Below are 24,817 nucleotides of genomic sequence, written 5' to 3' on the forward strand. Positions count from 1 at the left end.
AACCGTACCCATGGTCAGCAACGGCAAGCGGATCGTGGTCACCGGCGCCACCGGTAACGTCGGGATCGCCGTGGTGCGCGCGCTCGGCGCGGATCCGGAGGTCGGGTCGATCGTCGGCGTCGCGCGGCGCCCCAGCCTGTGGAAAAGCCCGAAGACCGAGTTCGTCACGGCGGACGTCGCCCGCGACGATCTGCGTGCCGTGTTCGGCGGTGCCGACGTGGTGATCCACCTGGCCTGGCTTTTCCAGCCCACGCACCGGCCCGAGGTCACCTGGCGGACCAATGTGCTGGGGTCGATCCGGGTCTTCGAAGCCGCACAGGCGATGCGGGTGCCGGCGTTGGTGTACGCGTCGTCGATCGGGGCCTACTCGCCGAGGGACGACGACCATCCCGTCACCGAGGACTGGCCGACCCACGGTTCGCCGCAGTCCGCCTACACCCGGGAGAAGGCTTACGTCGAAAGGGTTCTCGAGGCGTTCGACCGGAGTCATCCGCGGATGAGGGTCGTGCGGTTGCGCCCGGGGTTCCTCTTCCAGGTGGCGGCCGCGCCCGAGCAGCGGCGCCTCTTCGGCGGGCCGTTCGTGCCGGGCAAGCTCCTGCGTCCGTCGCTGATCCCGGTGATCCCGGACATCCCGCAGCTGAGGATCCAGACCGCGCACACCGAAGACGTCGCCGACGCTTACCGGCGTTGCGCGCTCCAGGACGTCAAGGGCGCCTTCAACATCGCCGCCGAGCCGGTGCTGGACACCCGTGCGCTGGCGCGGATCTTCGGTGCCAGGCCGGTGAAGGTCCCGGCGGTGTTCGTGCGGCGTGCGCTCGCCGCGGCCTGGTCGCTGCATCTGGTCCCGGCCACGCCGGGATTGTTCGAGGCCGTTCTGCACCTGCCGGTGATGGACGGCACCCGTGCGCGGGAAGAACTGGGCTGGACGCCGCGGTATTCCTCGGAGGACGCGATCAAGGCGTTCCTCAAGGGACTTCGAGAGGGCGAAGGTTTCCCGACCGCACCGCTGAAGCCGGACGTCGGCAGAGGACACGAACTTGCCACAGGGGTGGGGGAGCGGCCGTGAACGAAAAAGAACTGCTGCACACGCTGACCAAGGTCGTGACCACTTTGGACAGCACGCCGGTGCGGTTCGCCGTCGCGGGCGGCCTCGCCGTGTACGCGCGGGGCGGGCCGCCGTCCGACCACGACGTCGACCTCTTCCTCAAACACGAGGACATCCCCGAGGCGGCGGAAGCGCTGGAAGCCGCGGGGCTGAGACGGGTACGCCCACCGGAGGACTGGCTCACCAAGGTCTACGACGGGGACTGCCTGGTCGACCTGATCTTCCGGCCCAACCATCGCCCCGTCACCGACGAGATGCTCGACCGCGCCTCGCTGATGCGGATCGGGGCTACCGCCGCGCCCGTTCTCGACGGGACGGATCTGCTCGTCGACAAGGTCCTCGTCCTCAGTCCACATCGGTGCGATTTCGGGCCGCTGTTACGGATCGCCCGCGATCTGCGTGAACAGGTCGACTGGCGCCGGGTGGCCGAGGAGACCGCCGGGTCGCCGTACGCGTGGTCGTTCCTGACCTTGCTCGCGGCACTGTCCATCATCGACGGGAAGGAGCTCCCGATGCCCCAGGAGGCACCTCAATACCTGGTCGCCAGGCTGACCAAGGCGCTGGCGGAAGACCCGAGGACCGCCGAACTCGGCGTGCACGTCACCGTGCGAGGCGAGCAGGTCCGCCTTGGCGGCGAGGTCGCCTGTGCCGATCGCAAGGCCGACGTCGAAAGGGTCGTCTGCGAACACATCGCGGCCGAACTGGTGCACAACGACGTCCGGCTGGCCGACGTCCGCGAACCGTCGCGCGCCGAGGAGATCCGATGATCAGGGTCGCCGCGGTCGGGGACGTCCATCTCGGCGAGGACAATCGCGGCCTGCTGCGGCCGGCACTGGACAACATCGCCGAACACGCCGACGTGCTGCTGCTCGCGGGTGATCTCACCCGGCACGGCAGCATCGAGGAGGCCCGGGTGGTGGCCGACGAGTTCGCCGGGCTCGACGTCCCCGTCGTGTCGGTGCTGGGGAACCACGACTACCACTCCGACCAGGCCGAAGCGGTCAGCGGGCTGCTGGAGGAAAGCGGGATCACCGTCCTGGAAGGCACGGCCACCACGGTGGAGGTGGACGGCGGGAAGCTCGGCGTCGCCGGGGTGAAGGGATTCGGCGGAGGGTTCGCGGGCAAGTGCGCGAGCCGGTTCGGCGAACGCGAAATGAAGGATTTCGTCGAGCACACCATGGCCGCGGCCCAGCGGCTGCGCACCGCGCTGGAGGGACTCGAGGACGAGCGGCCCGACGTGACCGTGGCGCTGACGCACTATTCGCCGATCCCTGGCACACTGCACGGTGAACCGCCGGAGATCCACCCGTTCCTGGGGTCGTATCTGCTGTGCGAGCCGATCGACGACGCCCAGGTGGCGCTGGCAGTGCACGGGCACGCCCACTACGGCAGCGAGCAAGGCGTCAGCCCGGGCGGGGTGCCGGTGCGCAACGTCGCCCAGCCGGTGATCCGCGCGGCGTACGCGACATATGTCCTCGAACCCGCGAAGGTGCTTACATGAGAGAACGATTCCACGGTGAACTGAGCGTCCTCGGTGAGCTCCTCTCGGCCATGTGCGGCATGGCGGGTGAGGAGCTGCGCCTGGCCAACCGCGTCTTTCTGGACCGTGATGCCGAAGCCGCTGTCGAACTGGCGATGGTCGAGGCGAAGCTGAACGCGGCGCGGACCGAATGCGAGGAGACCGCGCAGAAGCTGCTCGCCCTGCAAGCGCCGGTCGCCGGAGACCTGCGGACCGTGCTCGCGGCGGTGTTCTGCGCCGACCGGCTGGAGCGGATGGGCGACCTGGCCCAGCACATCGCCGACCAGGCCGCGCGGGAACCCGAGTTCGCCGTCCCCGGCCATCTCACCGGGCAGTTCGGTGAGATGGCTGGCCTGGTGTCCTCGATGGCGGAAGACCTCGGCGCGGCGGTCGAGGGACCGACGGCCGAGGTGTTCCACTCGCTGGCCCGGACCGATGAGCGCGTCGACGCGCTGTACGAGGAGCTGATGACGCTGGTCACCGGTCCGGAGTGGACGGACGGCGTCGGGCCCGCGATCTCGGTGGCACTGCTGGCGCGATTCTACGAGCGCTTCGCCGATCAGGTCGTCTCCGTCGCCCGGCGGGTGGATTTCGCGCTCACCGGGGAGTTGCCGGAATCCGCGGTACGGGATGCTCCTGCCGAGCTTTGAGTTCTGGCAAGTGAAGGCCTTATTTGCCGCTCACGACCCGGGTTGGGGGCGTGGCTGGCGGGTGGTTGGCCGTTCGGTCCGGGTCGGGGGTCGCGGCGCACGGTGACGGGATGAGCGATCGGCCCAGCGTTTCGCCGTGGACACCGCGACCTGGACCGTTCCGCAACCCGCGGCAATGCCCAGCCCTCGTCCACAACGCACCGGGCCAGCGAGAACCTCCCCGGCAAGGGGCACGGTGGGTTCGCGTGGGTCATGAGGCCTCCAGGCAGGCGGTGCAGATGTTGCGATCCACACCGAACCCGGAGGCGTTTCCGCATGCCAAGACCATCCGACCACGTGTTGCCTCGTTCGCGACGTCTCGGATCACTAAACGTGGGCGTAATGTCTGTGGGCATGCCGAGGGGCCCGTCGCCGGTGTGGCTGGCGGGCTCCTCGGGTCACGCGGGGCTAGGCGGGGGCGCGGTGGAGGGTGTTGCGCCGGATTCTTCGTAGCGGATCCAAATACTGGGGTGGGATGAATTCAGGGAGTCCGTCGGCCGCCATTCGTACTTGCCAGTCGCCGTGGTGGATCAGCCGGTGATGAAAACCGCACAGCAGCACGAGATTTCGGAGATCGGTGGGTCCGCCGTCTGCCCAGTGATGAATATGGTGGGCGTGGCAGTTCTTGGGTTTCCGATGACACCCAGGGAACGCACAGCCCCGATCACGGATATTGAGCGCCCGTCTCTGGCCCGGCGTGACGAACCGTCTCAGCCGTCCCACATCCAGGGGCTCCCCAGCCGCGTTCATCACCACAGGAAGCATCAAGCAGTCGCACGCGGCCATGCGCGCGTCGCGCGCGGTCATGGTCCCGACGAAGTCGAGGCAGGCTTTCCCGATCCCCGTCTTGAGCTCTTCCAGACCGATCGTGACGTGCACCAACGTCCGGTACCCGCTGGTGCCAGGCTGATCCGGGCACGCGACCGCCAGATCGAGAAGCTCAGCCCACGCGTCACCCTGGCGTTCGCATTTCATCCGCAGATCCGCCTGGCCGAATTCGTCCACCGGGCGAGGCTTCGCGTACGCCTCCAGCGCGGCCGCGGTACGAGCCCCCAGCTCGTCATCCAGCAGACCGGTCAGTTTCCAGAACCCGTCCCGACGGCGTTCCAAGGTGACTTCGCGGCGTGGCTGCTTCGGTTCGGGGTCTTTCGGCTCGTTCCCGTCGGGGTCGAGCCAGCCGAGGATGTCCTCTTCGGCCTTCGCAACCTGTCGCGGACCCGCGTCCCGGGCCAGGTTGGCCAGGACTTTCTCCGCGTGCTCCCGATCCTCGGCCGACGTATCGGCCGGGAGTCTCTTCAAGATGTCCAGGATCTGGTCGATCCGGTGCTCACCGATCAGCCCCTCGGCCGCCACCGCGCCCGTGGTCGGTGCGACAGCCGGGACCTCACTGCCGTCCAGGCCCCGGGTGGGGTTCAACGCGATCGCCCGCTTCACCACCGACTGCGCCTCACCCCGCGACAACCCCGCCACATCGGCGAACCACGCCGCCGTCGACCCATACCCATACAAGTCTTTCGAGCCCCGAGACTCGATCTCCGCCAGGAACCGCCCCATCGCGGCGGACGCCACCCGCATCACCTGCAAGAACTGCTTCACGCCATGGGCAAGCTCCAGCTCGCCGGCGCGCCACAACTCCTGCGGGAGTTCGGGAAGGAAGGTCTCGGACACCCCTCCATAATACACCCACATTTCGAACACGTGTTCGTAATTTTAAGTCACCAGCAAACCCGCGCATTTCCCACTGGCGAGTGAATCGGTGGCTTCCCGCAATTTGGCAAGGGTGTCGTAAGTGGTGCCCTGGCGCTCGGTGCGGCACGTTCGAGGCAGACCGGCGCCAAAGCGCGCTGAGAAAGCGGTCGTGAGTGGCGATTCGGATTAGAAGCCGACTCGCCACTCACGACCCCGGACTCGACACGCTCCAGCAGGACCCAAGCGTCGCGAAAGCCACTTTCGGGACACCCGAACCAGGCGGACAAGCGAACGGTCGAGCACAAAGAACCACCGCTCACGGCCATCCCAGCCGAACGCCTAACCCGCCCCAAGCGGCACGAAAGATCAGGTGGCACGGCCTTCCAGCGCGTCCCTGATCTTGTCGATGAACGCCGTTCCCGGCGCCAGGATCCGGTTGGCGGGCGGATGGTCCGGAGCTGCCGGATGCGGCCGGGTCGGCGCGATTTTCTTGGCTCGCAACACTTTCTCGCCCAGCTCGCGGAGGTCTTCCGGCGTACAGGCCGCCTGGAGCTTCGGCAGCAGGTCGCTCTCTTCCTCCTCGATGTGGTGCCGGACGTCCTCGATCAGTTTGGAGACCAGTTCGTCGAACCGCTTGTCCTTCGGCTCCAGGCCGATGAGTTCGTTCATTACCCGCTCGGCCTCGGCGTGTTCCTCGAGCTCGTGGCCGACCACGTCGTCGCCGTCGGGGATGTGCTTCCGCGCGGCGGGATACATGTGCTGTTCCTCCGCGACCGAGTGCCGGACGAGTTCGGCGATCACGTGGTCCGCGAGATCCTTGCGGTGCCGATCACCGCCCTTGCCGGACTCGAGTTCCTTGAAGATCCGTTCGAAGGCACGGTGATCCTCGGTGATCACCGAGACGAGGTCGTGTTTCGTGGTGGTGGTCATGGACAAACTCCTGTCCGTTTCGTCAGTCCGACCCGCCGTGGGTACCCGCTCTCCGCCGTTCAATCACCCGGATTCGTCGGTGGCTTGATGTGGCGCGCCGACGGGTTTGGATTCGGGGGAGCCGCGCTGGCGCAGGTACACGCTGAACACCGCCATCGAACCGATGGCCAGGAACTCCGACTGCCAGTTCTGGAGTGTGCGGTTCCAGAAGTCCGAGGACGTCAAATAGCCGAGCCAGGAGACCGGATCGCCGAATTCGGTGAGCTGTTCGGCGTTGTAGGCGCTCATCCCGGCGACGGATTGGGCGAGCCACGACAGCAGGAAGAGCCCGAGCATCACCAGCCCGAGTGACACGGAGAAGATCCCCGTCCGCCAGCCGCCTGCCCTCGCCCATTTCGGCGAGTCTTCCGTAGCGTGCCCGCCCACCTGCTGGTCCTCGTCCGTTTCCCGGCCTGCCCGGCCGGCGGGTTTGGATTCGGGGGAGCCCCGTTGCAGAAGCCACACGGTGGCGAACACGTACAGGAAGAACTGGAGATATTCGGATTGCCAGTTCTCGGCGACGTCGACGGCGAAAGCCGCGGACGTCACGTAGTCGAGCAGGCCGACGGGTTCGGCGGCGTGAGCGAGCCGCCCGTCGTTGTAATCGGCGAGACCGGACAGCGCCTGTCCGACGAGACTCAGCAGGAACAACAGGCCGAAAGCCAGCGAAAGCGCGTTATCACGGAGAAAACGCCGCATCGTCCGCCTCCCCTCACCGGTGCAGCAGGCCCAGCAGTACGCAACAGCCGAGGACACCCACGACAAAGACGAGATAGACGGTGAACACCGGACGTGCTTTCACGGCCCGCCCGCCACGCAGTCGTAGACCTGTTCGTTGCGGTGGTGGCAGCCGGCGCCCGTGACGAGCCAGCCGGTGGAGGACTCGTGCAGGAAAAGGGTGTCGCCGGTGGTTTTCACCTGCGCCTCTGAGCTCCAGACCGAAACCGTCTCGGGCGCTCCATCCGGGATCTTCGCGGCCGCCAGGCCACGTTCACAGCTTTCCGGCGCCCAGGTCTCCTGTGCCCGGGGCGCCAGCAGGGCACACGCCGCGCGGTGATCACCCGATGCCACGGCGCCGAGGAACCGCCCGGCGGCCTCTTTGACCGGTTCTTGGCCGCTCGCTCCAGTACAACCGGCGAGCAGCAGACAAGCACCGAACGCCAGGGTTTTGACGATCACGAAGGTCGAATACCCCACCGTCCGGTCGCTTACACCTCGCGGTCGATCATGACACGGGGTACTGACGCTCCCTCAACAGATTCGCCAGGTGGACGGCGTTGGCCGCCAACGTCGAGTTGGTCGACTCGACAGCTTCCGGTGTTTCGTCGAGGTCGTTGTAATCGCCGCCCTTCATCGCTTCGCCGTTCCAATAGGTCCCGCCCTGCGCGGGCACCGTGAAGCCGGTGTCGTTGAGGGCCTGGAACAGGTCGGCGGTGATCTTGTGCGCGCCGTCTTCGTTGCCGACGACGGCGGTGACACCGACCTTGCCGAACATCGCGGGCCTGCCTTCAGCGTCCGTTTCGGACAGTTCGGCGTCGAGCCGTTCCAGGACGCGCTGGGCCACACTGGACATGTGGCCGACCCAGGTCGGCGTCGAGATCAGCAGGATGTCGGCGGCTTGGATCTTGCGGCGGATCCCGGGCCAGGCGTCGCCATCGCCCATATCCGCTTCCACACCCGGCTTGACGTCGTGGTCGACCACGCGCACGAGTTCGCCGGTGGCGCCGTGTTCGGCCAGTTTGTCGAGCAGCTGTTGGGCGATCAGCGCGCTGCTGGACGGCGCGGGTGACGGTTTCAGCGAGCAAACCAGTGCGAGGGCCTTCAAGGGCTGGGTCATCGTGTCCTCCTGTCCATGCCCGCGGGCTACCCGGCCGGTGATCGCCGGAAACCCGGTCGCCCGGCCAGCAGATCCACGACGTCCTCCGCGCGTCGCCGCTTCTCGAAACGTGCCCGTTGTCGGTCGGCGCCGCTGCCTTCGGCGACCAACCGGGCGTAGCCGTCACGGACGAAGTCGAGGTCACCGATCTCTTCGAGGGCACCGGCGGCGAAGGTGACGACGTCGTCGAGCACGTCGCTCGCCGGTGCGAGGTCACCGGTCCGGAAATGCGGGCAGCGGCCGGAAACGCCCTCCCTCGACGCGCGCCAGATCTGCGCTCGCAAGACCTCGTTGGACAGGTCCGCGGGGCGACCCTCCGAGGCGAGGATCGTGCCGACCAGCCCGCGGATCAGCACCCCGAGCAGAACCGCCTCGCCGGGGGTGGCCGCGACGTCGGCGAACCGGAATTCCACGGTCGGCTGCTTCTCGGAAAGCCTTACGTCCCAATAGACCATTGCGCGATCGAGGATGGCGCCCGCGCGGAGCCAGGCGTCGACGATGCCGTCGTAGTGGTCCAGCGAGGCGAACAGCGGCGGCGAACCTGCCGAAGGCCAGCGGTTCCACTGCTGGTAGCGCCAGCTCGCGTACCCGGTGTCGTATCCGTCGCAGATCGCGGAATTGGCGGTCACGGTCAGCAGTGCGGGCAGGAAGGGCCGGATGTGGTTGATCACCCGGATCCCGGTCTCCCGGTCGGGGATGGCGATGTGGACATGGCAGCCGCAGGTGTGCGACGTCCGCGCGGTCGCCCCGAAATGCTCGGCCATCCGCTCGTAGCGCGGATTCGGCGTGATGGCGGGCAACGCCGTCTCCGACAGCGGCGCACAGCCGCTGGGGAGCAGCCGGCAGTCCCGGCGGGCGGCGCTCCGGGCCAGTTCCGCCCGCAGCGTCGTCAGCTGATGCTCGGCTTCGTCGTGGGTCGTGCAGATACCGGTCGCCGATTCGGCCTGGGAACGCGTGAGCTCCTGCTGGAGTTCGCCTTCCTCTTCGTCCGCGGCGTCCACGACGGCGTCACCGGTCTGGGAAAGCCGGCCGTCCCGGTCCACCACGAAAAACTCTTCCTCGATCCCGAAGGTGAGTACGTCGTCGTTCACAACCGCTGATACCCCTGCCTTTTCCGGCACAAACTTGGTTTTCGCAGGTCGCCGAGGGGGTACTTCAGGGCATGAGAACCCACTCCGAGGAGCCGCCGTACCTGCTGGCCGCGCAGGCCGGGTCGGTCGTGCGTCACCTGTACAGCCGCCTGAGGGCAGGTGAACCTGCCTCGCCCGCCGACCTGCGCCGGACCATCGGTGCGTTGCAGCAGCTCGCCGACGACCTCGCCCACCTGCTGCCGGGTCTGCAAGGTCAGCTCGAAGAGAACCTGCTGGCGGGCCGGGTCGGCGCGGGGGATACGCCGGGGGAGACCTGGGACAAGGTCGCCGATATCGGCCACGCGCTCGCCCAAGCCCACGCGAGCAGCCTGGTGATGGCCACCGAACTGCGCGCTTCGCAGCGGGTCCTCGGAGAACTCGCCTCTTCCTGACCCGCCGGTCTCAGCCGACCGGCTGAGCGCGGACCACCGCCACCGGGCAGTGCGCGTGGTGCAGCGCGTCGTCGCTGATCGACCCCAGCAGCAACCGCCGGAGATCACCGTGATCGCTCCGGCCCAGCACCAGCAGCGCCGCCTCACTGGACTGCACGGTCAAGGCCTGCGCGGCGGGGCCGATGCCGTGCACCATCTCCACGGCGACGTCCGGATAGCGCTCCTGCCACGGCTTGAGCTGCCGGGCGACGAGCTCGTCGGCGACTTCCTGGGGGAGCCCGGGTGCCGGGTCCAGGACCGGTCCACCGAGCAGAGGCTCGCTCGCGGGACCCCAGATCGGCATCCGGGCGACATGGACCGCGTGCACGGTGAGCCCGTGCCGCGCCGCGAAGTCGAACGCGAAACCGGCCGCCTGGGCACTCTGCTCCGAGCCGTCGGTCCCGAGGATCACCGGCCCGTCCGGGGGCGGCTCTTCCCCGCGTACGACCACGACAGGGCGGCCGGCGGTCTTGGTCACGCCGGATTCCGTCGAGCCCAGGACAGCCCTGGCGAATATCCCGGTGTGGGATTCACCCAGCACGATCATCGTCGCGTCCGTCTCCTCGGCGACAGCGGTCAGGACCTGCTCCGGAGCATCGTCGCGGACCACCGTGCGGACGTCGAGACCGGGATCGGAGCGTCCCAGCGCGTCCACCGTCGAAGCGAGCTGCCGCTGGGCAGACTCCGCTTCGGCAGCGCCACCGGCATGCGCGAGCACCAAGCCGAGGCCGCGCGCTTTCGCTTCGGCGGCCGCCCAGCGGACGGCGCGGCCTGCCTCGGGCGACCCGTCGAAACCGGTCACGACCGGCCCGGGGCGAGTTCGGTCAGCGGACATGGGGCATCACCTCCGACTCGCCGGTGATACCCGCTTTCGGCGGTGTTCAAGCGTCCGCTTGTTTCGCCGGACCCCGCGCCGGGGTACTTCCACCTATGACTTCCCTGTCGACGCCCCGCGCGCTTGACAAGAAGCGCGCCGTCATAATGCCCCCGGAATCACGGGCGTTGGAAGAACGGCGGGGACGTCTGCGACTGCGCGTGAGCAGGCCGGCCAAGGGTACCGCCGTCATCACGGCGAACGGCGAGGTCGACCTCGGTACCGCGTCCCGGTTCTGGGACATGCTGAACCAGCGGCTCCACGGTCACGGCGCCACGTTGATCGTCAACCTGTCCGATCTCGATTTCTTCGGCGTGACGGGCATCCGGGTGCTCGAACGGGCTCAGCTGCTCGCCGACGACACAGGCACGCTTCTGTTCGTCTTCCCCGGTGAGTGCCGTTCCGCCCGGCGGATGCTCGACCTCTACGACGGCGAAGGTCTTCACTCGTTGTGAGCGCCTTGGTGACGAGTCACAACCGGCGGCGGGCCGAGAGCGCCGCGTTCAGCAGCGCGATGTGTTCGAGCCGAGTGGGGTCCAATCCGGTGAGATCGGCGATCCGGCGCAGCCGGTAGTCGACGGTGTTGGGATGGACGTGCAGGTCGGCGGCGGTCTGCCGTCGTCCGCCGCGCCGCAGGAAGGTCTCCAGAGTCTGGAGGAGTTCCTCGTTGCCTTCCAGCGGTGCCAGCCGGGTGGCCAGCCGGTCCAGGGCCGGGCCGGGGCGCGAAAGCTGGTATTCGAGCAGGACGTCGTCGAGCCGGTACAGGCCCGGCGGCCGCCCTGATCCGGTGGCGACCGCTAGCACGTCCTGCGCGAGCTTCGCCGCGGCGGGCACGCCGGACGGTTCGGCCGCGGCGGTCCCGGCGATGACTTCCGCGCCCGCGGTACGCGCGACGTCGGCGAGGACCCGCTCCAAGCGAGTCCAGTCGCGTGTGGACAGTTCGTCGGCCGCGGTTTCGTACGGCAGCAAGGCGATGCCACCCTCGGGGGTGAGCGAGGTCAGGACCGTGCCCCGGATCTGCCGTTCCAGTTCGACCCGCAGCCGCCGGAGTTTCCGGCGTCCGGCGATCAGCGGGTCGACCCCGTTGGCCTCCTCGTCCGGGTGCGCCCCGACAGACGCCGCGAGGACGATGTAGCACGGCGGCAGGCGCAGGCCCGCCTGTCCCGCCGCGACGTCCGCCGGATCGCCGTCGAGGAGGGCGGAAAGCACCGTGTGCCGCGCCGAACGTTCGTCGTCGAACATCGTCTGGCGCTCGTCGAGGTAACCCGCGCCGACCGCGGGCGTGACCACTTCGAGGTAACGCAGGGTCAGCGCGTTGACGGCCAGGACGTCGGCGACCTCGTCCGGACGCGCGTCCGGGGTCACCGACGCCCAGACCACCTGGATCCCGATGTGATAAGCGGTCAGCACGATGTCGATGGGGATGCCCTCTTCGGCGCGCCGGGCGGCCGATTCGCGGAGGAAGTCGAGTTCCTCCCGTGTGGGCGTGTCCCCGGTGCGCAGGGTGTCGATGAACGACCGCAGATTCTGCTCGATCACGTGCGTGATGTCGCCGCTGAGCTCCTCGGCGGGCAGCAGACCGTACTCCGGGATCCGGGAGACGATCTCGGACAGGACCGTCTTCGTGAGCGACGGCAGGACTTCGGTCAGCCGTTCCGCCAGTGGGCGTCCGCCGATGCGGAACCCCGGATCCTTGTCACCCGTCACAACCGCCCATCATGACAGCTGGTTAGCGAGTGAGCGCGTCCCGTGCCGAATCGAGGGTCGGGTGCACGGTGAAAACGGCGTCGAGGCCGAGCAGCGACATCGGGCGCAGCAAGGCTCGCTCCTGGGTGACCAGGATGAACGGGACGCCGGCGGTCTCGGCCTTCCCGCGGATCTGGACAAGCGCGGTGAAGCCGGACGAATCGCAGAACGTGACCGCGGACAGGTCCGCGATCAACGCCGCGGGAGTGAACTGGAGCTCCTCTTCCAGGGCCTTTCGCAGGCTGTCCGAGACGGCGAGATCGATCTCACCGGACACGGTGACGACGGTGTCGGCGCTGGACGTCGTGACGGAGATGGCGAGCGAGGAGACGAACCTCCGCGCCTGACGTGGCGGATCGGAAGCGGGAGCGCGGTAGTCGGTCAAGTTGACTCCTTGCCGGTACTGGGGACCGGCTGCTGCCCGGTGGACATGCCGGACCCATGAGAGGGGATCCGGCGGCTGGTGTCTGAACCGCGACGGGGTCAACCGTAGCAGCCTCGCGGCCCGTCCTGCCGGTTGAGCGATGTCCGGTCGGTCACCGGCCGGCGTCTTCGATACCGGCACGTGCACCGGTGGATCATCAGGTCGTTCGCGCCCTGGCCTCGCCGACCATGACCTGGTCGAGGTCGGGGTCGGTCCCATGATCGCGACGTTGCTGCGATTGCCGTCACGGACGTAGGGCGCGTGCGCCTGCCAGAGGTCTCGAAGAGCGTCGTCGTGCTGGCCTCGATAGTGCTCGGCCCAGCCGCTGTGCGCCAGCGTCGTGGTTTCACCGTGACCGTCACCGATACGGCGGAACAGCGCGAGTGCTTCGCCGTAGTAAGCGGAAGCTTCGTCCAGGTCGCCGCGATCGACGTGCGCGACCCCCAGGTTCGCCGTGGTGGTGGCGAGCGCCCAGGTGTCACCGATCGCCTTGCTGTAGTGGGTGCGTGCGGCGAGCTCGGTGAGTGAAAGGCCTGCCGCTTTGCGGCGTCGTCTCAGTTCGGCTCCGAATGTGGCTCTCTCGGTCATCGGCACCCATCCTCGTCGGAGGATCAGTATCGGCTGACCACGGAGCGGCTCGTAGGCTGAACGCCACACGCGGTGGACGGGAGGCCGAGGTGACCGGGACGACGACGGCCGAAGTGATGGCCGAGCTGGCCGCGCTCGAAGACCCGCGCGCACGCCAGGTGAACGAGAAGCACGGTGACGACCACGGGGTGAACCTCGGCAAGCTGCGCGCGCTCGCGAAACGGCTCAAAACCCAGCAGGGACTCGCGCTGGAGCTCTGGGAAACGGACGACACCGCGGCGAAACTGCTCGCGCTCTTGATCTGTCGTCCGAAGGCGTTCGAGCGTGCCGAGCTGGACCGCATGGTGCGCGAGGCGCGTACCCCGAAGGTGCACGACTGGCTCGTGAACTACGTGGTCAAGAAGAGCCCGCACGCCGAAGAGCTGCGCCTCGCCTGGTCCGCCGATCCGGATCCCGTCGTCGCGAGCGCCGGCTGGGCGCTGGCCACCGAACGGGTGGCGAAGAAGCCCGCGGGCCTGGACCTCACGCGGCTGCTCGACGTCATCGAGGCGGAGATGAAGACCGCGCCGGATCGCTTGCAGTGGGCGATGAACCATTGCCTGGCGCAGATCGGGATCGACCACGCCGAGCATCGCGCCCGTGCGATCGGCATCGGGGAACGCCTGGAGGTGCTCAAGGACTACCCGACGCCGCCGAACTGCACGTCTCCGTTCGCGCCCGTCTGGATCACCGAGATGGTGCGGCGGCAGCACGCGTAGCGTCCGCCTTGATGTCCTCGAACTGGGCACCCATCCGCGCCGCGAGCGCTTCCGCCGCCCGCAACGGGCGGACCATCACCTTGAAGTCGGTGATCTTGCCGTCGGCGTCGAAGGTCAGGAGGTCGCAGCCGTTGATCTCCAGCCCGTCCACCGTCGCTTCGAACTCGTACACGTGGTGAGCGCCGTCGTGGATCTCGCGCACGTAGCGGAAGTCCTCGAACACGCGCAGGACTCCGCGCAGGATCGCCGCGGTGATCGCCTTTCCCTGGTACGGCTTGAAAGCCACGGGGCTGGTGAAGATCACGTCGTCGGCGAGCATCGCCTCGATCGCGGCGGCGTCCTTCGCTTCGACTGCCTGACGGAACGTGGGCATGAGCGATCTCCTCATAGTCAACTTGTTGAGTAGATGCCGCCGAGCTTAGGTGATCGCCGAGCAAGCTGTCCATCAAAGTGACTAATCAACTTTGCGACTAGTCCGGGTGGCGATACCATCTCGTCATGGCGTTGCGAAACGCGATCCTCGCGATGCTCCTGGACGGCGAGTCCTCGGGCTACGACCTGGCGAAGGGCTTCAACGCGTCGGTCGCCAACTTCTGGACCGCGACCCCTCAGCAGCTCTACCGGGAGCTCGACAAGATGGAGTCGCAGGGCCTGGTCGCGGCCCGGATCGTCGAACAGGAGCGGCGTCCGAACAAACGGCTCTTCTCCTTGACCGACGCCGGCGCGACCGAACTCGCCGAGTTCACCACGCGAGTACCGAAGCCGACCGCGATCCGCGATGAGCTGCTGGTGCAGATCCAGGCTGTCGAGGCGGGTGACGACGGGCGGATCCGGCGCGCCGTCGCGGACAGGATGGCCGCCGCCGAAACGAAGCTCAAACGCTTCGAGCGTCTCCGGGACCGCCTGCTCGGCGAGTCCACCGAGGCCGAGTTCTTCGCGACCGCGCCGCGGGTCGGCCCGTATCTGACCCTGGCCCGCGGGATCGCGTTCGAACAGGAGAACATCCGCTGGTGCGAACAGGTTCTCGCGGTGCTCGACCGGCGCGAAACCGCGGGTTTCGGAGGTGAACGGCTTGACTGAGCAAGAGAAGGGCCCGGTGTTCCGGCAGGTGGTGCTGGACTGCACCGACGTCCGCGAGCTCGCGGAGTTCTACCGGCGTCTGCTGGTGTGGAACTACCGCCCGGGTGACGAACCGCCTCGGCCCGGCGCCGAGGACAAGGACTGGCTGGTGCTGAGAAACCCCGATGGTGGGGCGCAAATCGCCTTCCAGCAGGTCGATCGGCTGGAAGAAGCGAGCTGGCCGGATCCCGGGCCGGTACCCCAGCAACTGCACCTGGACCTGACCGTGGACTCGGTCGAGGAACTCGATGTGCAGCACCGCCGGGTCCTGGAACTCGGCGGGCGGCTCCGCTCCGACCGCAGTGATGACCCCGAAGAACCTCTGCGCGTCTACGCGGATCCGGCGGGGCATCCGTTCTGCGTCTTCGTCGCCTGAGATGGCGTGTGCGGATTTCGGGACGTACTGCCATGACGCGGCACAGGTGCGGTAGGCGGTGTTGCGAAAGCCACGTTCACAACGTTCAAGGTTGCGAACGTGGCTTTCGCAATACGTGAACCCAGGCGCACTCGCGAGCGGTCGAGCAGGTCACTTAACCGCTTTCAGGCGCGGCAGAGCAGCGCGTCGGGAGTGCGGTTCGAGCCGACGCGGCCGGTGTACGCGACACCGGCGACGTATTCACCCGGCGCGCATTGGCCCTTGTAGTGACCCGACGCGAAGTCGCCACCGGGAGCCCCCGACGGCCGGCTGTCGCCGCGGTCGAACCAGACCGTCCGGCCGGTGCGGCCCAGCGGAGTGGCGGACTTCCCGCACAACAGGGCGGAGAACGCCGCGCCGGTGACGCTGTAGCCGACGGCGGCGTGCTCGGGCGGGCATTGCACCTTCGTGTACCCGGACGCCCAGTCGGTGTCCACATAGGTCTCACCGCGGACCACGGCGTAGTCCGCCGGAACGGCGAGCGTGCCGGTGCACAGACCCCGGTTGCCGGTATGGGCGAGGCCGGTGAGCCGCTGGCCGTCGGGACAGACACCCTTGCGAGCGCCCGGATTCCAGTCCGCCTTCGAACGCACCTCGCGGGACGCCTGGAAATCGGCGTAGTCGAGATTGAGCATCGACCAGCGCTCGGCCATCGGGATCTGCCCGGTACGGGACGGCGAGTCCACCAGGCGTCGCCAGGCCGGGCCACGCCAGTCCGTGCCGTCGAGCACGTCGACGCGCCGGCCCGCGGTGTCCCACGAGAGCAGCGACCAGCCGTTGCCCCCGCCGCCGTCGTGGAAACCGACCGCGGGCCAGTAGGCGAAATCGGTGTCGTTCTCGGCGAGGTAGCCGACGAAGTTCTCGAACCAGGCCCGGCTCGCCGCGTCGGTGGTGTGGCGGCCTTCGCCGAACTCGCTGATCCAGAGCGGCGCGGTGTAGTGCTTGCCGGTCTCCGCCGAGACGAAGAACGCTTGCCGGTGAAGGACATCTCGGAGTTCCCGCGGAGACAGGTCCCGGTAGCGCGGGTCGTGGGTTTCGCCGGTGCCGGTCGCCCCGGAATGGTTCGGACCGGTGTAGCCGTAGAAATGCGCGGCGTAGACCAGTTTCCCGGAATCCACGAGCGTGTGCGACAGCGTGCGTGCGGGCTCCAGCGTGGGCCTGCCGTGGGGAAGACCGTCCACGGGCAGACCGGTCCAGTTGATGCCTTCGACGATCAGCAGCAGGTCCGGATTGGCTTCTGTCTGGATGCGATCGGCCACCCGCTGGCTCGCCCGCTGCCAGTCGGTGCCGTTGCCCCAGCCCCAATTGGGATCGTCGAACACGTTGCGGCGGACCTCGTTGTACAGGTCGGCGCCGACCACCCGCTTGTTCGCGGCGTAGCGGCGGGCCATGAACAGCCAGTCGTCCTGCCATCGCTGTTCGGTCTGCGCGGTGTTCCAGCGTTCGTTGCCGTCGAGACCGCAGCACCAGCGCGAGGTGGTGGTGTGATTGTTGAGGATCACCGCGAACCCGCGAGCGGTCAGCCGCGTGACGACGCGGTCGTAGACCTGCAGCGGGGTCAGGCCGCGCAGGTCCGGATTCGCCGGGAGTCCGGGAACCGGTGCGGTCTCGTGGATCATGGCGTTGGAGAAGGGAAGCCGGACGCTGTTCAGCCCCAGTTCCGCCAGTCCGTCGATGACCGTGTCGATCGATACCCGGTCCAGCCCGAGCGGCGTCTGATACGCGATTTCGCCGGCGTGGTGCGTGGCGGGATCGTTCACGTCGCCCGACCCGTTCCACGTCCCGCTCGCGCCGTGCCAGTTGGCGGCCTTCAGTTTGAACCGGTTGCCCGCCGCGTCGACGATGTAGCGCCCGCGCGTACTGAGCGGGGCGACCCAGCCCGACGGGTCCGCCTCGGTTCCGGCGCCCGCGAGCGGGGGAGGGGGAACCACGACTCCGGCGGTCACCAGCACCGCGAGCAGCACACTCTTGATCCTCACCCGCCGGAGGCTAGCCATGCGCACCATCGGTTGTATACGGACGATCGGGTTCACTCTTGGTAGCTTCCCGTCATGACCACCGCGTTGATCATCGGTGACCTCCAGCGAGGCATCACGGGCGGCTATCCGTTCGCCAAGCGAGTCCTGCCGCCGCTCACGGCACTGCTGCCCCGGGCCCGCGCGGCGGGCGCGCTCGTCGTGTTCGTGCGTTTCGCGCTGCGTGGCAACGGCTCCGACCTGCCTCCGGGGAACCCTTTGTTCAAGTCGTTCCACGAGGCCGGTGACACCTTCCACGAGGGCTCCGCCGGGACCGGGATCGATCTGCCGGTCGCCGACGAGGACGTGGTCGTGCTGAAACGCCGTGCCAGCGCGTTCGCCGGTACGGATCTCGATCTGGTGCTTCGTGTGCGGGGCGTCGACACCGTCGTGATCGCCGGGGTCGCGACCAGTGCGATGGTGGCCGCGACGGCCTACGACGCGGCTGACCGCGGCTACCACGTGACCGTGCTGCGCGACGGCTGCGCCGACGGTGATCAGGCGATGCACGACTTCTTCGTGGACGCGGTCTTCCCGAGCCGGGGGTTCGAGGTCGTGTCCTGCGAGGACTGGTCGTGAGCGGTCTTCGATAAATGCCAGGCGGGATCCGCCCTTGATGTGGCACGGTGCACGGTGAGCTGATCAAGGGGGCTGGGAGATGGAGACGCGGCGACTCGGGCGCACCGACGTCGAGGTGACCCGACTGGGGTTCGGTGGCGGTCCGCTCGGCGGGCTGTTCGCGCCGCTGGACGACGAGACGGCCGCGGGGGCGCTGGCCGCGGCCTGGGACGGCGGGATCCGGTACTACGACACGTCGCCGCATTACGGCATCGGGCATTCCGAACGTCGGATCGGTGAATTCCTGCGCTCGCGGCCGCGTGATTCCTACGTCCTGTCGACGAAGGTCGGCCGCCTGCTGGTGCCGCAGGACGCGGACGGGAAGAGTGATCCGGCCGGTTTCCACGTCCCCGCCACGCATCGCCGGATACGCGACTTCACTCGCGACGGGATCAGGCGCAGCGTCGAGGATTCGTTGGAGCGCATGGGCTTGGACCGGATCGACGTCCTGTACCTGCACGACGCCGAGGAATACTTCGACGACGCGGTTCGCGAGGGTTATCCGGCCCTGGCGGAGCTGCGGTCCGAAGGGATGGTCGGCGCGATCGGCGCCGGAATGTACGACACGGCCATGCTCACCACTTTGGTGCGGGAGACCGACGTCGACGTGATCATGCAGTCCGGCCGCCACACGTTGCTCGATCACAGCGCGCTGGACACGTTCCTGCCCGCGTGCCGGGAACGGGGTGTCTCGGTGATCGCGGCGTCGATCTTCAACTCCGGACTGCTCGCCGCGCGCCGGCCGGTCGAGGGAGCGTACTTCGATTACGAGGCCGCGACACCGGAAATCGTGGAGCGGGCGAACAGGATCGCCGACGTGTGCGAGGCGCACGGCGTGACGCTTCCGCAGGTGGCCATGGCCTTCCCGCTCCGGCATCCGGCCGTCGCCGGGATCGCGGTGGGAATGCGGTCCGCCGAGGAGGCGCGACGCAACGTGGAGTCCTTCGCAGTGAAGGTGCCCGCGCGGCTCTGGGCCGATTTACGCGCCGCGGGTTTGATCAGTCCGGACAACGATTAGGGTGGTTTGATGGCGTCGGTCAGGCAGGTACAGGTCACTTTCGATTGCGCGGAACCAGAGCGTGTCGCCCGTTTCTGGTGCGAGGTGCTGGGATACGTCGTGCCGCCGCCACCGGAAGGGTTCGCCACCTGGGACGACTACACGCGCTCGCTGCCGCTTGAGAAGCAGGACAAGGGGTTCGCGTGCAGTGATCCCACCGGCGTGGGGCCGCGGCTGTATTTCCAGCGCGTTCCCGAAGGCAAGGTCGTCAAGAATCGGGTTCATCTCGACGTGCGCGTCGGCACCGGGCTCGTGGGCGAAGAGCGTCTCGCCGCGCTCGAAGCCGAATGCGCCCGGCTGGTCGCGCTCGGCGCGATCCGTGATCAGGTTCTGCTCGCGGACGAAGAAGACGAGTCCTGCATCAATATGCGCGATATCGAGGGCAACGAGTTCTGCCTCGACTGACACTCTTTCGGCTGACCGCCATTCGCGGGATCGATTCGCAACCGTTGCACAACTCGTGTATCGTCTTGCATCGCTCACGAAGCGAAAACGACCACCTGACGAACGTGGGTGACGTGCCGTTTCGTCTCCCTGCGGGCCCGGCCATCCTCCCCCTCGTGCCGGGTTCCGGAGCCCGGCGGCGCCCGGCGGAAGCCGGCCCCCTCCCGGTCGATCCGTGGCGCCGCCGGGAACTCAGTGCTCTCGTGAACGTGGCCGGTCGTGGTGGGAAGACACGCGCGGCGGCCTCGTCGCGGCGGTCGGAACGGGGCGTGATCTCGTAAGCTGGCCGCGGTGTGCACCCGCGCGGGGGAGGACTGCACCTGGATTCGTGAGGTGTCGATGGACGTCGATGAGGTGAGCGCGGGCTCCTGGACCCCGGGCATGGTCGCCGAGGAGCTGGGAATCTCTCCGGTGACGCTCCGGACCTGGGCATCCCGTTACGGCGTCGGTCCTTCCTTGCGGCCGGACGGGCGTCATCGGCGTTACTCCGACGCCGACGTCCGCAAGCTCCAGTACATGCGGCGGCTGATCGGCCGCGGCATCAAGCCGCGCGAGGCGGCGGCCGCCGTGTTCTCCGGCTCGGAGGACGCTGTCCGCGAGATCTCCCTCGCTGAGCGGGCGGACGAGCTCGAACGGGCCGCGGAGGCTCTCGACTTCACCGTCGTCGCGGCTCTCTTGGACGAAACGCTCGACACGATGGGCGCGGCGAGGACGTGGACCGAGATCCTGTTGCCGATCCTGCGCGACCTCGGCGTCCGCTGGAGCCGGGGTGATGTGTGCTTCGAGTCCGAATGGGCGCTCACCAGCGAAGTGTCTTACGCGCTCCAGCGCTACGTCGCCCGGTTCGCCTACACGCCGTCGGATCGGCGCGTGCTCATCGCGTGCTGCCCCGCGGAACGCCACAGCCTGCCTGTCGAAGTCCTGCGCGCGTCGATGGCGGAGGTCGGCATCCCCGCCGTCTACCTCGGGCACATGGTGCCGGCGGAGACCACCGCGGGGATGGTCGCCAAGCTCGAACCGGTGCTGGTCGTGTTGTGGTCGATGTCCCCGACGACCGTCGACAACCTGTTGCGGCAGCGCCTTCAGCGCCGTGGTTTCGACGTCGCCGTCGCGGGCCCCGGCTGGGACGGGCTCAACGTCCGTGGTGCTCCTTGGGTGAACGACCTGGCGGGCGCGATGGACCTCGCCGCCGAGCGGATGAAGGCCTGACGCCCTAGGATCGCATCGATTATGAATCGAAAGAAGAGTGGTTCCGATCCGCTGTGGCTGTTCGGTGATCAACTGGGACCGCACTTCCACGGCACGGCCGGGAATCGAGACCGTGAGATCCTGCTGATCCGCTCGGCCGCGGCCTTCGCGCGCCGCCCGTTCCATCGGCAGAAGATCCACCTCGTCGAAGCCGGAATCCGGCGGCTCGCCGCGGATCTCGGCGACCGAGTCCGCATCGTCGACGCGCCGACCTACGCGGACGGGCTGCGCCGATTCGGACGGCCGGTCGTGGTTCACGAACCCGGCTCGCACGCCGCCGAGGCCCTCGTGCGGCGTCTGCAGAAGCAGGGTCTGGTCACGGAAGTGCTTCCGACGCCGGGATTCGTCCGGTCCAAAGAGGACTTCGCGACCTGGGCGCGGGACCGGCGGCGGTTCGTGATGGAGGACTTCTACCGCGATCAACGCCGCCGGTTCGGTGTGCTGCTCGAACCGGACGGCGATCCGGCCGGCGGGAAGTGGAACTTCGACCACGAGAACCGGCGTCCCCCGCCGGGGCGGTCCACGCTGCCCGTTCCCGCGCCCTGGTTCCCGTCCGAGGACGACGTGGACGAACAGGTGCGCGCGGACCTCGACAAGGCGGAACGGGACGGTGAGATCCACCCGGTCGGTGTCGACGGTCCACGCCTTTTCGCCGTCAGCCAGGCGGAAGCGGAAGAGGCGCTGGACCGGTTCCTCGACCACCGGCTCGCGACTTTCGGCCCGCATCAGGACGCCATGCTCAGCGCCGATTGGGCGATGTCGCACGCGCTGCTGTCGGTGCCGTTGAACCTCGGCCTGCTCGACCCGCTCGACGTCGTCCATCGTGCCGAGGAACGGTATCTGTCCGGTACGGCGCCGCTGGCGAGTGTCGAAGGGTTCGTCCGGCAGATCCTCGGCTGGCGGGAGTGGATCTGGCACCTCTACTGGCATCTGGGGCCGGACTACCTGAAGAGGAACGAACTCGACGCCGATCGGAAGCTGCCCCGGTGGTGGCGGGAGCTCGACGCCGACACGGTCGAGGCGGCCTGTCTTCGCACCGCGCTCACCGGTGTGCGGGATCGCGGCTACGCCCACCACATCGAGCGGCTCATGGTGCTGGGAAACCACGCGCTGCAACGTGGTTACGACCCGGCGGAGCTCACCGGCTGGTTCGCCACCGCGTTCGTCGACGGGTTCCCCTGGGTCATGCCCGCCAACGTCATCGGGATGAGCCAGTACGCGGACGGGGGGATCGTCGGCACGAAGCCGTACGCGGCGGGCGGTGCCTACATCAGCCGTATGAGTGACCACTGCGGTGGATGTACCTACAACCCGAAGAAACGAGTGGGCGAAGACGCCTGCCCGTTCACCGCGGGTTATTGGGCTTTCCTCGACCGCAACGCCGATCGCCTGGCGGGCAATCCGCGGATGCGCCAGCCGCTGAACGGTCTGCGCAGACTGTCCGACCTTCCCGACGTCGTCGCGCGGGAAAACCGGCGGGATCGGTTCTGACCGGATGGCGTCATCCTGCTTCGCCGAGCCAGTCCGCGATGTCGTCGATCACCGCCGCGTCGACGTGGTTCGGCTCCTCGTAGCCGGCCGGTGTGGAGGGGCCGGTGCCGGGGAAGAACAGGTGATCGACGGCGGCGTGGACGTGGATCGTGACGTCCGGACGGTGGGCCAGGCCTGTTCGCCAGCGCGGCAGATCGTCTTCGACGGTCACCTGGTAGTCGCGGCCGCCTTGGAGGACGAGCATGGGTTTGTCCAGCCCCGCCGCCGTCGCGACGGGATCGTAACCGCGCTGATCGAGCCAGTACGACCCGGAAAAGCCGAACGGCAGGTCCGTGCCCGGAGTAGCGGGGGAAAGACCGGCGCTGTCGACGTTCGCAGCCTGACGGGTGAAAAGGTCGACGGTGTCTTGGTCGATGAGTTCAGGGGCCGTGGTCATCAGGTGGCGGGCGACGCGGATCGCGGCGTGGTGCATCGGCTGGGTGTCGCCCGCCAGGACGACCAGTCCCGAGACCGTGGGCTCGGCGAGCGCGACCCGGGGCGCGACCTTGCCGCCCATGCTGTGTCCGAGTACGAACACCCGGTCCACAGTGGACTCCCGCCGCAGCAGCCGGACGGCGGCCGTGGCATGGGGCACGTACTCGTCGGACATCGTGAATCCCGGGGCGTTGGCCGCTTCCGGGCTGCGGTAGGTGATCTTGTCGAAACGGAGCACCGCCACGCCTCGGGAGGCGAGCCCCCAGGCGAGGTCTTTGAGCGGCTTGTTCGGCCCGCTGGTCTCGTCGCGGTCGAACGGCCCGCCGCCGGGCAGCAGGACGACGCCGGGCCGGGGGCCGGGTCCGTCCGGCATGGTCAAGGTTCCTGGCACGGCCGAGGAACCGGCGCCGATCGTGACCTCGCGTTCGGTGAACGCCGAGGGATCCGCGTAGGGCGGCGGTGTCCACGCGGGCCCCTGCGCGGGCGTGAGTTGCAGGCCTTGCAGCAGGCCGTCCGCGTCGATTGACATGAGCACCGTGAGGTCGCCGCCCTCGCAGCGCACGGGAACGCGGGCCCGGACGAGATCCGCGGTGACGGTTTCGGCGACCGCGTCCCCGATGCCCGTGACGGCGCCGCGTTTGCCGATCTCGGCCGTCCAGGCGGCCTGCAGCGTCCCGGCCGGAACGGCGGCGCGCAACGGGGGCGCGAAGAGGGCCTCGACCTCGTCGAAACGTTCCTCGCGCAGCATCTCGGCTACCGCGGTGGCTGGCCCCAGGTTCATCACAACTACCTTTCGCATGTTTTGCGAAAGGTAGCACATCGTGAGACTGTTGGGTGGTGAACGCGTTGGAACTCCTGGCACATCCGGTCCGCTTGCGCATAGTGCACGCGATGCGCGGCGAGCGGGTGCTCACGACGGCCCAGCTCTGCGCGCGCGTCCCCGATGCCTCGAAAGCGATGGTCTACCGGCATGTCGAACTCCTCGAAGCGGGTGGCGTCCTGGAGGTGGCGGAGGAACGACGGGTGCGCGGCGCCGTCGAGCGTGGCTACCGGCTTCGCCGGGATCGCGCGTCCCTCGATCCCGAGGCCATCGCGTCGGCGTCCACCGAGGATTTCCGGCGGAGCTTCGCCGTCGCGCAGGCCGCGCTGGTCGCCGAGTTCGACGCCTATCTGGACCGGGACGGGGCCGATCCGGTCGCGGACCTGGTCGGGTATCGCCAGCACGCCGTCTGGCTCTCCCGTGACGAGCTTGTCGAGCTGATCGGCGCGATGCGGCAGGCCATCGTCCCCGTGCTGTCCAACGAGCCGAGGCCGGACCGGGCCCAGTACCTGCTCAGCCCGATCCAGTTCCCGATCGAAGGCCCGGAACGGACGTGATCTTCAGGCGTCGCGAATGCTGAAGGTCGTGACGCAGAAACTGCCGTCTTCCGTGCGATCCGAGATCACGGTGCCTTTGGCGGAGCGGTTTTCGACGGTTCCCGCGACGTCGGCCAGAACGAATCTGGACGTCCCGCTGGTCCTGGTGATCGTGACACGTGAACCCAGCGGGAGCAGGGAGTCGATCTTGTCGTCCATGAATCGCTTCTGCTCTTCGCAGGCCAACGCGATCGCCCCCGCTTTGTCGTTTCCGGCGATCTTGGTGAGGAAATCCGTGATCACCTGAACACCTTTCTCCGGCGGCGGAACCGGGCGCCTCGTCACGGTGACCCTCGGCCGCGTCGCCCGGCTGACCGTCGTGGTGGTCGGGCTGTCTTCGCTGCTCGTAGGCACCGAAGTAGGTGTCGGACTCGAGGACGGGGCGGGCAGCGAGATGCCGTCGCCTTTGCCGAGCAGGAACCCGGGAGTGGCGAAACCGGTGATGCAGAAGGCGACCAAGGCGATCACCGCGATCAAGATCCCGATGGCGAGGCCGGGCTTCACGGTCGCCGGTCGGGCCGGTGTGTTCTGCTGGTCTGGATAGCTCATCGGATTCACCTTCCGCGCGGATCTGAATTGGCGATCCGACGGCGGTCACCCGGCACGGGTTCCGACATTTCGGAGACCTTACGGATCCCCGGATTCGCTTTCTTTCGCGCTTGCGGCGCGCAAGGGAACCCCGCCCACCGCGTTTCGTCCTCTGGATGCGGTAGTTGCGCGGG

Annotated in this window: 28 protein-coding genes and 1 pseudogene; 15 read left to right on the forward strand and 14 right to left on the reverse strand. The window is 68.1% G+C overall.

From position 1 onward, the window contains the following. Positions 1-10 precede the first annotated feature (10 nt). From CFP71_RS28885 to CFP71_RS28900, 4 genes are read left to right on the forward strand one after another with little or no spacing between them, the layout of a single operon-like run. Positions 11-1,066: an NAD-dependent epimerase/dehydratase family protein gene (locus CFP71_RS28885; protein ID WP_093937109.1), complete on the forward strand. Its 1,056-nt coding sequence runs from the start codon at positions 11-13 to the stop codon at positions 1,064-1,066. Beyond that, entirely contained in the window at positions 1,063-1,872 is an 810-nt protein-coding gene (locus CFP71_RS28890; RefSeq protein WP_093937110.1) for a nucleotidyltransferase domain-containing protein, read from the forward strand. Before CFP71_RS28885 ends, CFP71_RS28890 begins: the two co-directional genes overlap by 4 nt. Further along, positions 1,869-2,606 (forward strand): metallophosphoesterase family protein, encoded by a 738-nt coding sequence (locus CFP71_RS28895; protein WP_093937111.1) that lies wholly within the window; start codon positions 1,869-1,871, stop codon positions 2,604-2,606. Before CFP71_RS28890 ends, CFP71_RS28895 begins: the two co-directional genes overlap by 4 nt. Continuing rightward, the gene (locus tag CFP71_RS28900) at positions 2,603-3,274 is read left to right on the forward strand and encodes a phosphate signaling complex PhoU family protein (RefSeq protein WP_093937112.1); all 672 of its coding nucleotides are present in this window, start codon (positions 2,603-2,605) and stop codon (positions 3,272-3,274) included. Before CFP71_RS28895 ends, CFP71_RS28900 begins: the two co-directional genes overlap by 4 nt. A gap of 69 nt (positions 3,275-3,343) precedes the next feature. Here CFP71_RS28900 and CFP71_RS45075 read toward each other — a convergent pair. From CFP71_RS45075 to CFP71_RS28930, 7 genes and pseudogenes are all read right to left on the reverse strand, one after another. Beyond that, positions 3,344-3,528 (reverse strand): annotated as a pseudogene (locus CFP71_RS45075) (IS481 family transposase); the annotation flags it as partial. A 193-nt stretch (positions 3,529-3,721) separates the two neighbouring features. Continuing rightward, on the reverse strand, positions 3,722-4,981 hold the full coding sequence (locus CFP71_RS28905; protein WP_093937159.1) for an HNH endonuclease signature motif containing protein: 1,260 nt from the start codon (positions 4,979-4,981) through the stop codon (positions 3,722-3,724). A 387-nt stretch (positions 4,982-5,368) separates the two neighbouring features. After that, complete coding sequence (locus CFP71_RS28910; RefSeq protein ID WP_093937113.1) at positions 5,369-5,932, reverse strand: hemerythrin domain-containing protein; 564 nt, start codon at positions 5,930-5,932, stop codon at positions 5,369-5,371. A gap of 63 nt (positions 5,933-5,995) precedes the next feature. After that, positions 5,996-6,670, reverse strand: coding sequence for a DUF6766 family protein (locus tag CFP71_RS28915; RefSeq protein WP_093937114.1), 675 nt, complete (start codon positions 6,668-6,670; stop codon positions 5,996-5,998). A gap of 99 nt (positions 6,671-6,769) precedes the next feature. After that, positions 6,770-7,150, reverse strand: a complete 381-nt coding sequence (locus CFP71_RS28920; RefSeq protein WP_093937160.1) for a hypothetical protein — start codon at positions 7,148-7,150, stop codon at positions 6,770-6,772. 46 nt (positions 7,151-7,196) lie between these two features. Further along, the gene (locus tag CFP71_RS28925; RefSeq protein WP_093937115.1) at positions 7,197-7,808 is read right to left on the reverse strand and encodes a flavodoxin family protein; all 612 of its coding nucleotides are present in this window, start codon (positions 7,806-7,808) and stop codon (positions 7,197-7,199) included. 26 nt (positions 7,809-7,834) lie between these two features. Then, positions 7,835-8,938: a carboxylate-amine ligase gene (locus CFP71_RS28930; RefSeq protein ID WP_093937116.1), complete on the reverse strand. Its 1,104-nt coding sequence runs from the start codon at positions 8,936-8,938 to the stop codon at positions 7,835-7,837. 71 nt (positions 8,939-9,009) lie between these two features. Here CFP71_RS28930 and CFP71_RS28935 point away from each other — a divergent pair, with 71 nt between their 5' ends. Beyond that, positions 9,010-9,369: a hypothetical protein gene (locus CFP71_RS28935; RefSeq protein WP_093937117.1), complete on the forward strand. Its 360-nt coding sequence runs from the start codon at positions 9,010-9,012 to the stop codon at positions 9,367-9,369. Positions 9,370-9,379: 10 nt separating this feature from the next. Here the strand turns inward: CFP71_RS28935 and CFP71_RS28940 are convergent, their stop codons facing one another. Next, entirely contained in the window at positions 9,380-10,243 is an 864-nt protein-coding gene (locus CFP71_RS28940) for a universal stress protein (RefSeq protein ID WP_093937118.1), read from the reverse strand. Between the two features lie 200 nt (positions 10,244-10,443). Here CFP71_RS28940 and CFP71_RS28945 point away from each other — a divergent pair, with 200 nt between their 5' ends. Then, on the forward strand, positions 10,444-10,737 hold the full coding sequence (locus tag CFP71_RS28945; RefSeq protein WP_093937119.1) for an STAS domain-containing protein: 294 nt from the start codon (positions 10,444-10,446) through the stop codon (positions 10,735-10,737). Between the two features lie 16 nt (positions 10,738-10,753). On the opposite strand, the gene CFP71_RS28950 is transcribed toward CFP71_RS28945, so the two are convergent. Continuing rightward, the gene (locus CFP71_RS28950) at positions 10,754-11,989 is read right to left on the reverse strand and encodes a PucR family transcriptional regulator (protein ID WP_093937120.1); all 1,236 of its coding nucleotides are present in this window, start codon (positions 11,987-11,989) and stop codon (positions 10,754-10,756) included. A gap of 22 nt (positions 11,990-12,011) precedes the next feature. After that, positions 12,012-13,040 carry an anti-sigma factor antagonist gene (locus CFP71_RS45080; RefSeq protein WP_244199871.1) on the reverse strand — a complete coding sequence of 343 codons (1,029 nt, stop codon included), beginning with the start codon at positions 13,038-13,040 and terminating at the stop codon, positions 12,012-12,014. An 89-nt stretch (positions 13,041-13,129) separates the two neighbouring features. On the opposite strand from CFP71_RS45080, the gene CFP71_RS28965 reads away from it, so the two are divergent. Then, the gene (locus CFP71_RS28965; protein ID WP_093937121.1) at positions 13,130-13,798 is read left to right on the forward strand and encodes a DNA alkylation repair protein; all 669 of its coding nucleotides are present in this window, start codon (positions 13,130-13,132) and stop codon (positions 13,796-13,798) included. Here the strand turns inward: CFP71_RS28965 and CFP71_RS28970 are convergent. Next, positions 13,767-14,171 (reverse strand): nuclear transport factor 2 family protein, encoded by a 405-nt coding sequence (locus CFP71_RS28970; protein WP_093937122.1) that lies wholly within the window; start codon positions 14,169-14,171, stop codon positions 13,767-13,769. The two genes, CFP71_RS28965 and CFP71_RS28970, sit on opposite strands and share 32 nt — an antisense overlap. A gap of 125 nt (positions 14,172-14,296) precedes the next feature. On the opposite strand from CFP71_RS28970, the gene CFP71_RS28975 reads away from it, so the two are divergent. Further along, positions 14,297-14,878, forward strand: coding sequence for a PadR family transcriptional regulator (locus CFP71_RS28975; RefSeq protein ID WP_093937123.1), 582 nt, complete (start codon positions 14,297-14,299; stop codon positions 14,876-14,878). Continuing rightward, a complete protein-coding gene (locus CFP71_RS28980; protein ID WP_093937162.1) occupies positions 14,871-15,293 on the forward strand; it encodes a VOC family protein in 423 nt (140 codons plus the stop codon). Before CFP71_RS28975 ends, CFP71_RS28980 begins: the two co-directional genes overlap by 8 nt. A 164-nt stretch (positions 15,294-15,457) precedes the next feature. On the opposite strand, the gene CFP71_RS28985 is transcribed toward CFP71_RS28980, so the two are convergent. Next, on the reverse strand, positions 15,458-17,329 hold the full coding sequence (locus tag CFP71_RS28985) for a glycoside hydrolase family 5 protein (RefSeq protein WP_093937163.1): 1,872 nt from the start codon (positions 17,327-17,329) through the stop codon (positions 15,458-15,460). A gap of 54 nt (positions 17,330-17,383) precedes the next feature. On the opposite strand from CFP71_RS28985, the gene CFP71_RS28990 reads away from it, so the two are divergent. The 5 genes from CFP71_RS28990 to CFP71_RS29010 all read left to right on the forward strand — a co-directional run bounded on the left by CFP71_RS28990 (position 17,384) and on the right by CFP71_RS29010 (position 22,205). Continuing rightward, a complete protein-coding gene (locus CFP71_RS28990; protein WP_093937124.1) occupies positions 17,384-17,926 on the forward strand; it encodes a cysteine hydrolase family protein in 543 nt (180 codons plus the stop codon). 79 nt (positions 17,927-18,005) lie between these two features. Further along, complete coding sequence (locus CFP71_RS28995; protein ID WP_093937125.1) at positions 18,006-18,983, forward strand: aldo/keto reductase; 978 nt, start codon at positions 18,006-18,008, stop codon at positions 18,981-18,983. A gap of 9 nt (positions 18,984-18,992) precedes the next feature. Then, a complete protein-coding gene (locus CFP71_RS29000) occupies positions 18,993-19,427 on the forward strand; it encodes a VOC family protein (RefSeq protein WP_093937126.1) in 435 nt (144 codons plus the stop codon). 378 nt (positions 19,428-19,805) lie between these two features. After that, positions 19,806-20,675 (forward strand): MerR family transcriptional regulator, encoded by an 870-nt coding sequence (locus CFP71_RS29005; RefSeq protein WP_093937164.1) that lies wholly within the window; start codon positions 19,806-19,808, stop codon positions 20,673-20,675. A gap of 21 nt (positions 20,676-20,696) precedes the next feature. Further along, a complete protein-coding gene (locus tag CFP71_RS29010) occupies positions 20,697-22,205 on the forward strand; it encodes a cryptochrome/photolyase family protein (RefSeq protein ID WP_093937127.1) in 1,509 nt (502 codons plus the stop codon). Between the two features lie 10 nt (positions 22,206-22,215). On the opposite strand, the gene CFP71_RS29015 is transcribed toward CFP71_RS29010, so the two are convergent. Then, a complete protein-coding gene (locus tag CFP71_RS29015) occupies positions 22,216-23,460 on the reverse strand; it encodes an alpha/beta hydrolase (protein ID WP_093937128.1) in 1,245 nt (414 codons plus the stop codon). Positions 23,461-23,516: 56 nt separating this feature from the next. Between CFP71_RS29015 and CFP71_RS29020 the strand changes: the two genes are divergently transcribed. Then, positions 23,517-24,056, forward strand: coding sequence for a helix-turn-helix domain-containing protein (locus CFP71_RS29020; protein WP_093937129.1), 540 nt, complete (start codon positions 23,517-23,519; stop codon positions 24,054-24,056). Between the two features lie 3 nt (positions 24,057-24,059). Here the strand turns inward: CFP71_RS29020 and CFP71_RS29025 are convergent, their stop codons facing one another. Beyond that, complete coding sequence (locus CFP71_RS29025; RefSeq protein ID WP_093937130.1) at positions 24,060-24,644, reverse strand: hypothetical protein; 585 nt, start codon at positions 24,642-24,644, stop codon at positions 24,060-24,062. Between the last annotated feature and the right edge of the window lie 173 nt (positions 24,645-24,817).

This window comes from Amycolatopsis thailandensis (genome assembly GCF_002234405.1).
GTDB lineage: Bacteria > Actinomycetota > Actinomycetes > Mycobacteriales > Pseudonocardiaceae > Amycolatopsis > Amycolatopsis thailandensis.